The sequence below is a fragment of the Parashewanella curva genome, from assembly GCF_003675895.1.
In the GTDB taxonomy this organism is placed as follows: domain Bacteria; phylum Pseudomonadota; class Gammaproteobacteria; order Enterobacterales; family Shewanellaceae; genus Parashewanella; species Parashewanella curva.
In genome coordinates, this window is sequence record NZ_ML014767.1 from 1 (window position 1) to 12,340 (window position 12,340).

Here is a 12,340-nt window from a genome sequence, read left to right on the forward strand (position 1 = left end):
TCAAGAAACCTGCTTTGCGACAGTCTGCAAAATTTAGATTTTGCCTGTAAGTTGTGGGGATTATTTAAGGCTTTAATCAGTGATGCAGTTTCTAGTATTTCTGCATTATCAGCAACAGAAAGTGAGAGCATACTGAATAAGATCAACGAAGAAGTAACCAAGTTTTTTAATCAAGTCATGCAAATGGATACTTTTACATTACGCCAAGAGGCTATTTCAACTGAAAAGTTCCCATGATTTTAGCTAAAAATGAACTCCGAAACTTGAGTTATAACGCCTCAAGCCATTTGGTTGAGGCGTTTTTTTATGGGCTTGAACTATACTCAACACAAAACATGGATGTTGGATGGTGAAATGAGTATTAATAATAGTGGGATTTCCTCTGCGGGTTTACAGGTTAAATTGGGTCAAGGGAATGACGAGCCTAAAGTAGAAACTTCAGCATCAAAAGTATTTAATCTGACTCAAGTAGGGCTTGAAGCCCCTAGTTCAGTCCCACAAAAAGCAGATGAACATCTAGATGTAAAATCCAGCATCGAAGCTACTGCCCAATCCCATAAAGACGCTGAAAACCAAGGCGTAAATCTTAAGAAAAAAGCCTTTATTAAAAATTTAGCCATTGCTATTGGCTCGGGGGTTGCGGTAGGAGCGACATTAATGGCAACCATAGGGACACTTGGTGCAACAACGCCATTACTTTTTCTAGCCACCACTCATTTAGGCGTCGCCGTAGGTGACAGTATTTGCTCTTACATGGACTGGAAAGGCAAACGCCCTGATTTGCTGCCAATGGGTCAGGATTCAGTGGGCAACATGGCATTTGCAGCACTTAAAAAATTGGGTTACCAAGATCCAAAAGCCTTTAACTTTGCCGATAAAATTTCAATGGCGACTCGTGGGTTACTTGCCTTTGCGACCTTATCGTCCAATGAAACCATCAGAGAAAAAGCGCCGGCTGTGATTAAAACCGCGGTTAAACAGGGCTATTACAGCGCCCAAGCTTCTCATATCAAACAGCAAGATGCATTGGCTACGCCAGTAAAACTGTCTCAGTTATCTCAACAGAGTGATAAGGCCAGTTCCGTAGATGAAAGCACGCCGTTATTGAAGACATCAGAACAAGCGCAGGATAAAGTTACAGAACTCGAGGAAAAACACAAACACGCTGAGGATGTGTTAAATCAGAAGCTCAAGCAAGTCAGTGATAGACGCTTGCAGTGGAGTCAAAAGCATTCGCAAGCGGTTCAATTTGATCCAAGCCGTGAGCAGTTGACGTTTCGTCAATCGCAACCAACTGGTGAACCTGAAAAACCCACCGAGGTTGATACTCGTGGTAATGACAAATCAGCAGCAAGAGCTAAAGCGCAAAAATCAGTTGAATATAGGGCTATTCAACATGAAATTGGTAATTTAAGAACCCAGCTTGATTATCGTGAAAAAATAAAAGCTCAACATTTACAGCATAAAGCTGATCAGCTCAAACACTCTCCCTTAATGCAGCGTTCACAAGTAGTGAATAAAAAAGGTGTTGAAAGTTTTAAGAAAAACGCGGTGGATGAAACTAAAGTGAACGCTGAACTTAGACAAGAAGCACGACGTCTAGATAATCAGACCGAGAAATTGAAAGCCGAGATTAAAGACAAACGCATGCAACGTGAAAAGATATTGTCAGCGGCCATGGAATATTACGATATTATCGATGGACATCAATTAGCGGAAAGTGAATAACGAATGCTATTGATGTACCAAACTTGTTCGCCTGTAGGCGTGTGCACTACCGCTTCGTCGTCCACTTCTTTTTTGAGTAAAGCGCGTGCCATGGGTGCATCGATAGAAATGTAGTCGTTGTTACCATAAATTTCATCAGGGCCGACAATGCGGAATGACTTAGTTTCTCCTTGTTCGTTCTCGACCTCCACCCAAGCACCAAAAAAGACTTTGCCCTCTTGCTCTTTAGCATGATGTACCACTTTTAACGCTTCTAGGCGTTTGCGTAAAAACCGTACTCGGCTGTCAATTTGTCTAAGCAGGCGTTTATTTTCTTTGTAATCGGCATTTTCGCTGCGATCACCAAGGCTGGCTGCCCACGCTACTTTTTTAGTAATTTCAGGTCGGTACTCGCGCCACAGATAGTCGAGTTCTTGTTGCAGTTTCTCAAAGCCTTCAGGGGTGATCAAATTGGTGCGCAAAGGGATGTCTCAAATAATTACAAGAAAAAAACACCTTACTGAAATTGCAACAGAAATCAATGATCCTAATTGAGAAAAAGCGAGGTAAACACTTGGGTAAGGTGATATGCGGTCGGTTAAACAGAAAGAGCTTACTTAAAAAAGGGTTTTTGAGGATACAAGCACAACGCTGCTTATGCTATGGTAGCCATCATTTTTTGTGTTTGATAGTAGAAGATCCTGTATGCACTCAATAGTTCAAACCATTTCTCATGAGTTATCGGCCAACCAATCTCAAGTTTCTGCTGCAATAGCGTTACTGGATGATGGTTCCACCGTTCCATTTATTGCTCGATATCGTAAAGAAGCCACAGGTGGACTTGATGATAGCCAGTTACGAACCTTAGAGTCTCGTTTAGGCTACTTACGGGAATTAAATGAACGTCGTGAAGTGGTGCTATCGAGTATTTCAGCTCAAGGCAAACTTACTGAATCACTCAAACATGAAATCGATCATGCTGATACCAAAACCCGTTTGGAAGATCTGTATTTACCTTATAAGCCCAAGCGTCGCACCAAAGGTGAAATCGCCAAAGAAGCTGGGCTAGAGCCGTTAGCAGACTTTTTATTAGCGAATCGCCAAGCTGCGTTAGAGGCTAAAGCGAGCGCATTTATTAACGCCGAAAAAGGCTTTACTGATACCAAAGCCGTACTGGATGGTGCACGCTTTATCTTGATGGAGCGCTTTGCTGAAGACGCTGGGCTACTACTTAAGATCCGTAAACACCTTGAGCAACAAGCGCAACTTGAAAGCCGAGTGATGAAAGGCAAAGAGAAAGAAGGCGCTAAGTTTAGAGACTACTTTGAACATAACGAAGCCATTACCAAAGTGCCATCTCACCGTGCTTTAGCTATGCTGCGAGGCCGTACGGAAGGTGTATTGGCATTGAGCTTAAATGCTGATCCTAATTCAGAAGCTAAAGCTGGCAGTTACTGTGAAATCATCATTCGTGATCACTTAAACCTGTCACTATCAAATTCAGAGGTTGATACTTGGCTTGCCACTGTGGTTGCCTCTACATGGCGAGTGAAGATCTCATTGCAAATGGAAACCGAATTTATCGCAGCTCTGAGAGAACGCGCTGAAGATGAAGCCATCAAAGTGTTTGCTCGTAACCTTAACGATTTGCTAATGGCATCCCCTGCGGGCAGTAAAGTGACCATGGGCTTAGACCCAGGCATCCGTACTGGGGTTAAAGTCGCGATTGTAAATGACACTGGTAAGCTAGTGGCACATACGACTATTTTCCCTCATGCACCACAAAATCAGTGGGACAAGTCGGCACGTTCAATCGCTAACTTAGTGAAGATGCACAAAGTGGAACTGATTGCTATTGGCAACGGTACGGGTTCTCGTGAAACCGATAAACTTGCTGGCGAAGTCATCGCAAGTTTGACTGAAATCAAAAATAAAGTCACTAAAGTCATGGTGAGTGAAGCGGGGGCTTCTGTGTACTCGGCTTCGGAATTGGCGGCAGCTGAATTTCCTGATTTAGATGTTTCACTTCGTGGCGCGGTGTCGATTGCACGTCGTTTGCAAGACCCTATGGCAGAGCTTGTGAAAATTGAGCCAAAATCTATTGGTGTGGGTCAGTATCAGCACGATGTGAACCAAAGTCAGTTATCGCGCTCACTTGAAGCGGTAGTGGAAGACAGCGTAAACGCTGTGGGTGTTGATTTGAATATGGCATCTGAGCCGTTACTCGCTCAAGTGGCTGGCTTTAATAAAACGCTCGCGAAAAATGTAGTGAGCTATCGAGATGAACATGGCAGCTTTGCCAATCGCAAACAATTATTAAAAGTAGCACGTCTTGGCCCTAAAGCTTATGAGCAAGCTGCCGGTTTCTTGCGTATTCAAGGTGGTGATAATCCATTAGATGCTTCGGCTGTTCACCCAGAAGCCTATGGCGTTGTGGAGAAGATGGCTCAACAATTACAGGTGTCGGTGACTGAGTTAGTCGGCAATAGTGAAAAGCTGGCGGCGGTGAATGCCAGTGATTATGCCGATGATAAATTTGGTGAAGTGACTATTACAGATATTGTTACTGAACTGCAAAAGCCGGGACGCGATCCTCGTGGTGAGTTTAAAACAGCCTGCTTTAAAGATGGTGTTGAGGATGTTAAGGATCTTAAGCTAGATATGATCCTTGAAGGCGTGGTGACCAATGTCACTAATTTTGGTGCCTTTGTTGATGTAGGCGTTCACCAAGATGGCTTAGTGCATATTTCGTCGTTAACCGACAAATTTGTCAGCGATCCGCATACGATTGTGAAAGCGGGCGATGTGGTAAAAGTCAAAGTGATTGATGTAGATGTGGAGCGTCGTCGTATTGCGTTGACCATGAAAATGAATGAATCTGCGGCTACCGCGAAAGCGAATGCGAGTGGTCAACGTGATAATAAGCCGAATCCGAAAGCGGCTAATAAACATAATAAGCCTCAACATAAGCAGAACAAAGCACCGAAAAATGCGGCTATGGGTAATGCGTTTGCTGAAGCCTTTGCCAAAATGAAAAAGTAGCAACGTACTTACTTAAGCACTAAGGGCTTCTCATTTTTTTAAGTATGATGAAGATAAGCAAACTATTGCTTATCTTCACTCTTGTCATTTCACTGACTTAGAATTTTTGAGGAGCACTCAGAGCATAGACAATGGAATTCTCTATAACGTCTCGTCAATCATAGCTTTTGGTTTTGGGTAATCCTCATCTTGATACACCTTACTTAATTGCCGCCGAACATCTTTGGCATCCGCTGGCGTGACTTTTTGGGTTTCAGGCTCATGCTCTAGAATCACTGGCGGCTCAGCACCTATATGAATATCAGAGCGTTTTAAGGCGGCTTGTATAGGAGGGACTTGAGTTGTAGTAGCGCTGGACGTTAGCTCGGTTGATATATCGGCCTCTGCTTGCTCTGAAAATTCAGGTTCAGGCTGCTGTTGATGGTGATGCTGATGCTGACCTTGTTCAGCATCGTGTTCTTTTTCTGGATCGATCGCCCGTTCTACATGGATATCTGAAACAGATTTGGCTGGTGGAATGGGTTTTTTATGCTCATTCTCATTACGAACGCTGTCAGTAGCCACATTGGTTGGTGCAATGGGGACATTGCCGTAATGAGTAGTGATTGCCATTGCCCTTTCCCTGAACGGTGAATGTTGAACAGAGTTTAGCAATACTCATGATATCTGTATATGCAGGATTTCAGCGAGAATTAATTGCCATTTAGGTAAGTTAGTTATCCGCAGGAATAGTTAGTCTATTTCAAGGATAAGTAAGGCAGAATAAATGGCAATTAAACTCGCACGGAGTGGGCTTATCAGCGTTGATTCTTCTTTGTTGTGAAAGCTTAAATTAGCCCGCTAGTTCTGCACTTTCACGCCTCGAATAATGCAACGCTGAATAAGCCCTGAGAGTTGCATATATAGGTATCATGAGTATTTATGTAACCATTTCAATAGAATGTCGCAAAATTCCTCTGGGTGTGAGAAAAACGGGGCATGGGCACAATCGTGCATGATGACATCGGTAGTATTAGAGGTTGTGGGCATTTGCTCAATAATGGCTTTGGGCACTAGGCTATCCAATCGTCCCCAAAGGCGAAGCCAAGGCAGTTTGATATTTGTTGCTTGGTTTCGCAGGTCGTATTTTTGCAGGAAAGACAGCCCTTGTGCTAAAGCTTGTTGAGCAGGTAGCGGCTGGGTGAGTACATCGTGTTTCAGCTGCTTGATTTCTTGTTTAGCCGTTTTACTTCCCATAGCTTGGATCGCTAAAAAGCGTTCAACGGTTTTTTTAATGTTTGATTGTAATTGTTCAGAAAATAGAGATAACACCTTAGGATCCATTCCCGCCCAGTGTTCATCGGGTTTACTCAAAAAGCAGGGAGAAGAGGCAACCGTGATCAAGCCTCTCACTTTATCGGGATAGGTTAACGCCAATTGGGTTGCCACTAATCCACCCAGCGACCAACCGAGCCAAATGCTGTTGTCGGGTAAATGCTCAATAAGGTGATCTACCCATGCCATTAACTCACCTTCTACGGGATCGCTATGACCAAAACCGGGTAAATCAACATAATGCACACGATACCCTTGTAGCCGTTCAAACAAAGGAGAAAATACCGCGTGGTTCATGCCCCAGCCATGCAATAGCACAATATCCTTACCTTGACCTATGGATTCGATATTTTGTTTTGATTGTGGCACGATGGACTTCCTTTCGTTTAGGAGAACGGCAATGGATTGGCGTACTCAATGGCAGCGTATACAGCAGCAATGTGGACAATTAATTAAGCGAAGTGTACCGAATCGGTGTATTGCTTGTCATCAGTCTGTAGATGGTGACGGTCATGGGATCTGTTCGGTATGTTTACAGGCTGGGCTCTATTCTACGCCAGTTTGTTTAGGTTGTGGTGGCAGCATGACAGAAACCATGGCGTATTGCGGTCAATGCCAGTTGCTGATGCCATTAAAAGTTATTGCGCCGTGCAGTTATCACCAAGGGCTGGGTCGATGGATTGCCGCCATCAAATATCAACGCCAATGTGCAGTACTAGAAGCACTTACACAAGCGCTTTATCAACGGATCGTTTTATTAGCTCAACAAGAGATGATCAGCATGCCACAGGCCATTATTCCCGTTCCGCTGCACCCCAAACGGCAGCGACAGCGAGGGTTTAATCAAGCATGGTTAGTGGCCAAGCCATTAAGTGAACGATTAAAGTTGCCATTACTGGATGAACACCTTATTCGTACTCAAGCGACCCAACCACAAGCTGGATTAGACGGAAAGCAGCGACGACAGAATCTTCATCAGGCATTTAGCCTAGTTAAAGCCATTGATGTGCAAAGAGTGGCTATTGTCGATGATGTCGTGACCACAGGCACAACGGTAACTGAAATTACTCAACTACTGACAAAGCAAGGCATCTCTTCTCAGGTGTGGTGTTTGGCAAGGGCTGAAGCGCCAGATTTGCTTTAATTGTATTAATTCAGGCACTTAAATTAATACTTGATTCACCATGGTGGTTTTTTTATGCTGTTTGCGTGCAAATTTTAATCTGATCTTCATTAAAATCTTCAATCTTTCCTTTAACAGTATAAAACTGAGTGGCGCTAATGCAGTACAAACGAATTGTGATCAAAGTAGGAAGTGCTTTAGTTGCCCCTGATGGAGAGGGGTGTTCGGGTAAGTATCTGTTGACCATTGCTGGGTTTATAAATGCCTGTTTACAGCTAAATACCGAGGTGATATTGGTTTCGTCTGGCAGTGTGGCGGCGGGGAAAAGTCATATTGGTCATGGCTCTGGTCAGCCATCAATATCAACTAAGCAGGCGATGGCGGCGGTTGGGCAAATGCAAATGATCGCCAATTGGCAACGATTTTTTGATTGTGCTTGCTCGCAACTGCTGATCACCCACGGGGATTTAAAAGATCGCAGGCGTTATCTCAACATCAAAAATACTTTACGTGTACTACTCGAAAATAACATCATCCCGATCATTAATGAAAATGACACAGTTGCCACTCAAGAGCTTAAAGTGGGAGACAATGATAATCTTGCGGCACTCGTGGCAATGGTGGCCGATGCGGAGGCGCTATTAATTTTAAGCGATGTTGATGGGGTATTTGATGCTGATCCTCGTCAAGTATACGATGCTAAGCTGCTGCCAGAAATCTCTAATATTACTCCAGAAATCTATCAACTTGCGGGTGGTACCAGTAATTCGCTGGCCACAGGTGGCATGTTTACCAAAATTCAAGCGGCCGATAAAGCCTGTGAACAAGGCATTGACACCTATATCGTAAATGGCACCAAAGCCAACGCTTTTGAACACTTGTTGAAAAAAGGGAATCCGGGCACTCGCTTTGTTGCTAAAGGCAATAATTTGACCGCAAAAAAACGCTGGCTGAAAAATACCTTAAAAAGTGAGGGAACTTTGCTGGTGGACAAAGGCGCGGTGACAGCTCTGCAACGCACTGGTGCCTCATTACTTCCAGTTGGTGTGCAGGCTGTGACTGGCGAGTTCAGTAAAGGGGCCGCCATTACGGTCGTGTATGTTGATAAACATAAAGAAACCTTAATCGCAAAAGGAATCAGTCAATATTCCAGCCAAGATTTAGAACGCATAAAAGGGATCAGTAGCCAGCAAATTGAAACCGCATTGGGCTATTGCCCTAGCCAAGAAGTGATCCATCGAGATGATCTTGTATTGCTGTAAGGAATGAACCGCAAATGAATAACATGAAAGATAGACAGCCCTTTGATATTGCACGTTTAGCCCGTCAAGCAAGTCAAGCTACGCCTCAAGTCGCTCAGTTAAGCACAGAGCAGAAAAACACTTTGTTGCAAGCCATGGCTGACAACATTCGTCAGCAACAAAAGATGTTGCTGAATGAAAATAATAAAGATATTGAAGCAGGCAGAGCTAAAGGCTTAACTGACGCCATGTTGGATCGCTTGTTACTAACTGAAGCCCGAATTGAGGGGATTGCTAGCGCCATTGAAGACATCATTCACCTAGACGATCCTGTCGGCCGACTCGGTGACTTTAGTGAGCGCCCCAATGGCATTAAAGTGGGTAAAATGCGGATCCCACTAGGTGTGATTGCCATGATTTATGAAGCACGCCCAAATGTGACCGCAGAGGCGGCTGCTTTGTGTCTCAAGTCAGGAAACGGCGTTATTCTTCGTGGTGGTTCCGAAGCTGTATACAGTAATCGAGCGATTGCGACTTTGTGGCATCAAGTTCTAGCTGATACTGGCTTAGAAACGGCCATCATTACCATAGTACCCAATACCGACCGCAGCGTGATCAGTGAATTGCTTAAGCTTAATGAAGATATCGACCTTGTGATCCCAAGAGGTGGTGAAGCCTTGATCCGCTACGTAACAGACAACTCCCGCATTCCGGTGATCCAACATTACAAAGGTGTATGCCACCTCTACATTGATGAAGCGGCAGATATAGAGAAAGCTGTAGCGATTTTGGTCAATGGTAAGACCCAACGTCCAAGTGCCTGTAACGCCATCGAAACCCTTGTAGTACACCGTGAACTTGCTGGCAGCTTTTTACCTAAAGCGGCAGAAGCGTTAGCAGAGTTTGATGTCACCATTCATGCTTGCCCAAAAAGTCGAGAGTTTTTTGCAGATGCTCAACTGGCTACCGATGACGATTATCACGCTGAATATCTAGCCCAAGAGATTGCTGTTAAAGTGGTAGATAACTATGAAGCGGCGATTGAGCACATCCAAACTTATACCTCAGATCACACCGAAGTGATTGTGACTGAAGATGAGTTACGCGGGCACGATTTTATCCGCCGCATTAATTCTTCAGTGGTGATGGTTAACGCGTCATCGCGTTTTTCTGATGGTGGCGAATTAGGGTTAGGATCTGAAATTGGTATTTCGACTTCTAAACTGCATGCCTTTGGGCCAATGGGGTTAGAGGCGTTGACTACTGAAAAGTTTGTGGTGTTAGGTGATGGGCAAGTTAGGAAATAGTTTGAGTTATAAGTATCTTGGGATTTTTGGATGAAAGTGGTAATTTTAGTTATTTTGATTTGTTTAGGGGTATCTGGTTGTGTTAACACTTTAGGCCAAAATTCTGATTTGGATCTAACTTGGCAAGAGCATAACTTGACCAGACTTCTCAAATCATATGATGGTAGTAAAGGAAAAGCAAAATTTCTTGTTCTTATCAGGAATGCGAATGTGAAGCCATATGCTGAAACTGAAAGTTACATATATCTTACTCCTCAAAGTTATCAAGTAAATTTTACTTATGGTGTTCACGCAGACAATATGTGGGATGGATTCAAACCTATTAGTCAGACATCGTTATTTTCTTTTTTAGAAAAGGGTTATACCTATATCTTATCTCCTCGTATTGATTTGTCTCGTAAAAAAATGGATTGGCAGCTGTTAAGGAAAAAAAGTGGAGCATTTGAGATTGCGCCGAACGATTACTGTAATCGAGGAAGTGAAAAAATAACGACAAAGTACCTTGATAAACCTAGAGCCTTTATAAAAATCTCTCCGAATTGGGAAACTTTACAGCCTGAACAAAGTGATGAGGGTTTCGTCGATTTAAGTTTTACTGTAAATTCAAATGGTGCAGCAGTAGATATTGTTGTAGTAAACAGCTCTCTTGCAAAAAATCTACAAAATAAGGCTATTAAAGCTCTGTCTAAATGGAAGTTCATGCCTGTATGCATAAATGGTAAGGCTGATGATACGAGAATTATCGAAAGATTTAACCGTAAGCATTATATCGAATAAGTAACCTGAGTCCCCTTCGAAGTTGCCGAAGATGGAAATAAAAATTCCGTAGTGGCGTCATGGACGACGCCACATGTTCGGGGGTACATGGATGTACCATCCGAACTGTTAGGAAATTTTTATTGGAATCTGATGGGCTTTCAACTTCGTTGGGGCGGCATGGGGAGATGCAAGAGGGGATTTGCTGGAGAATCCCCTCTTGTGCGGTTTGGTACGCAGTACCAAGGTTTTGACTTGTTAGAGTTTCGCAGAAACTCTCAGCCGATACGCAGTATCAAAGATAACCAGTGAAATCTATTTCACTCGATACACTCGACCACCTAACTTCTCAAACTTATCCTCAATGTGCTCATAACCACGATCAAGGTGATAAATTCGATCCACTACGGTTTTGCCCTCAGCCATTAACCCCGCAATCACAAGACTTGCAGAAGCGCGTAAATCGGTTGCCATGACTGGTGCAGCTTTAAGCTCTTCAATACCATTGATGATACACGTATGGCCTTCAAGCTCCATTTTAGCGCCCATACGAATAAGCTCTGGCACGTGCATAAAGCGGTTTTCGAAAATGGTTTCACTAATGGTGGCGTTGCCTTCAGCTAATGCGTTCAGTACACAAAACTGGGCTTGCATATCGGTTGGGAAACCGGGATAGACGGCAGTCTTGATGTTAACTGCTTTCGGTCGCTTGCCGTGCATGTCAAGCTCAATCCAGTCGGTGCCTTTGGTAACTTCGGCGCCTGCTTCTTCGAGCTTCATTAATACCGCTTCGAGTGAAGCTGGATCGGCATCTAAACAGCGAATACGACCGCGGGTGATCGCAGCTGCAACTAAGAAAGTACCGGTTTCGATACGATCCGGCATCACGCGATAATCGCAACCTTGTAATGATTCAACACCTTCAATCACTAATTTGGCGCTACCAATACCTTCGATTTTCGCTCCCATGGCGACAAGGCAGTGAGCGAGGTCGCACACTTCTGGTTCACGGGCGGCATTTTCAATGATGGTAGTGCCTTCGGCTAATACGGCGGCCATGAGTAGGTTTTCGGTGGCACCAACACTGACCATCTCCATGATGATGTGAGCACCTTTAAGGCGACCATCGACTCTGGCTTTGATGTAACCTTCTTCTACTTCGATATGAGCGCCCATTTGCTCAAGACCTTGCAAATGCAAGTTTACTGGGCGGGCACCAATGGCACAGCCGCCGGGCAGCGATACATCGGCGGTGCCGTATCGAGCCAGTAGTGGGCCTAAAATCAAAATAGACGCGCGCATGGTTTTGACTAAGTCATAAGGCGCACAAAAATGGTCGAGATTTTGGGTGGAAATCTTAAATTGACCATCATCTAATTTAGTGACATCTGCGCCTAGACATTGCAACAATTTGCAGCTGGTTTTTACATCGCGTAGGTCGGGTACATTGCTGACGATAAAATCAGTTTCAGCTAATACGCCAGCCATCAAAATTGGCAGGGCGGCGTTTTTAGCGCCCGATATAACCACGTTGCCAGCCAATGGTTGGCTGGACTCTATTGTTAGTTTATCCACAGAGCGCCTCGATTATGCTGGCATGTTAAAGAGCTTTTCGCGTTTCCACTGCTCTGGGGTGAAGGTTTTGATGGTAAGTGCGTGCAGAGCGCCACTAGCGATATGTTCTGATAACGGCGCATAAATCGCTTGTTGACGTTTTACTGGAGAGAGTTCACCAAACATATCGGCAACCGCAATCACTTTGTAGTGGGTACCGTCTTGAGTTACGTACAGTTCGTCAAGTTCGAGCTGAGCGCGTAATAGCTCTTCTACTTGTTTGCATTCCATCGGAA

At 44.1% G+C, this 12,340-nt stretch carries 12 protein-coding genes and 1 pseudogene; 8 read left to right on the plus strand and 5 right to left on the minus strand.

Translation table 11 applies throughout. The features are described from left to right. Both D5018_RS07580 and D5018_RS07585 read left to right on the plus strand, forming a co-directional pair. Positions 1-237: pseudogene (locus D5018_RS07580) on the plus strand (IS4 family transposase); the annotation flags it as partial. A gap of 69 nt (positions 238-306) precedes the next feature. Continuing rightward, on the plus strand, positions 307-1,728 hold the full coding sequence (locus tag D5018_RS07585; protein ID WP_121838406.1) for a hypothetical protein: 1,422 nt from the start codon (positions 307-309) through the stop codon (positions 1,726-1,728). Here D5018_RS07585 and greB read toward each other — a convergent pair. Continuing rightward, a complete protein-coding gene (greB, locus tag D5018_RS07590) occupies positions 1,707-2,189 on the minus strand; it encodes a transcription elongation factor GreB (protein WP_121838407.1) in 483 nt (160 codons plus the stop codon). The genes D5018_RS07585 and greB overlap by 22 nt on opposite strands. Positions 2,190-2,412: 223 nt before the next feature. On the opposite strand from greB, the gene D5018_RS07595 reads away from it, so the two are divergent. Next, positions 2,413-4,749, plus strand: coding sequence for a Tex family protein (locus tag D5018_RS07595; protein WP_121838408.1), 2,337 nt, complete (start codon positions 2,413-2,415; stop codon positions 4,747-4,749). Between the two features lie 141 nt (positions 4,750-4,890). On the opposite strand, the gene D5018_RS07600 is transcribed toward D5018_RS07595, so the two are convergent. Continuing rightward, positions 4,891-5,361, minus strand: a complete 471-nt coding sequence (locus tag D5018_RS07600; protein ID WP_121838409.1) for a hypothetical protein — start codon at positions 5,359-5,361, stop codon at positions 4,891-4,893. Between the two features lie 297 nt (positions 5,362-5,658). Beyond that, complete coding sequence (gene bioH / locus D5018_RS07605) at positions 5,659-6,432, minus strand: pimeloyl-ACP methyl ester esterase BioH (RefSeq protein WP_279386879.1); 774 nt, start codon at positions 6,430-6,432, stop codon at positions 5,659-5,661. 31 nt (positions 6,433-6,463) lie between these two features. Between bioH and D5018_RS07610 the strand changes: the two genes are divergently transcribed. The 5 genes from D5018_RS07610 (at position 6,464) to D5018_RS07630 (ending at position 10,802) form a co-directional block, all read left to right on the plus strand. Continuing rightward, positions 6,464-7,207, plus strand: a complete 744-nt coding sequence (locus D5018_RS07610) for a ComF family protein (RefSeq protein ID WP_243637398.1) — start codon at positions 6,464-6,466, stop codon at positions 7,205-7,207. A gap of 128 nt (positions 7,208-7,335) precedes the next feature. After that, a complete protein-coding gene (gene proB / locus D5018_RS07615; protein WP_121838411.1) occupies positions 7,336-8,448 on the plus strand; it encodes a glutamate 5-kinase in 1,113 nt (370 codons plus the stop codon). 14 nt (positions 8,449-8,462) lie between these two features. Continuing rightward, positions 8,463-9,734, plus strand: a complete 1,272-nt coding sequence (locus D5018_RS07620) for a glutamate-5-semialdehyde dehydrogenase (protein WP_243637399.1) — start codon at positions 8,463-8,465, stop codon at positions 9,732-9,734. A gap of 30 nt (positions 9,735-9,764) precedes the next feature. Then, positions 9,765-10,511, plus strand: a complete 747-nt coding sequence (locus D5018_RS07625; RefSeq protein WP_121838412.1) for a TonB family protein — start codon at positions 9,765-9,767, stop codon at positions 10,509-10,511. Positions 10,512-10,598: 87 nt separating this feature from the next. Then, positions 10,599-10,802 carry a hypothetical protein gene (locus tag D5018_RS07630; RefSeq protein ID WP_121838413.1) on the plus strand — a complete coding sequence of 68 codons (204 nt, stop codon included), beginning with the start codon at positions 10,599-10,601 and terminating at the stop codon, positions 10,800-10,802. Between the two features lie 3 nt (positions 10,803-10,805). Here D5018_RS07630 and murA read toward each other — a convergent pair whose 3' ends face one another. Further along, positions 10,806-12,065: a UDP-N-acetylglucosamine 1-carboxyvinyltransferase gene (gene murA / locus D5018_RS07635; RefSeq protein ID WP_121838414.1), complete on the minus strand. Its 1,260-nt coding sequence runs from the start codon at positions 12,063-12,065 to the stop codon at positions 10,806-10,808. A 12-nt stretch (positions 12,066-12,077) separates the two neighbouring features. Then, positions 12,078-12,335 carry a BolA family protein gene (locus tag D5018_RS07640; protein WP_121838415.1) on the minus strand — a complete coding sequence of 86 codons (258 nt, stop codon included), beginning with the start codon at positions 12,333-12,335 and terminating at the stop codon, positions 12,078-12,080. Positions 12,336-12,340: the final 5 nt, after the last annotated feature.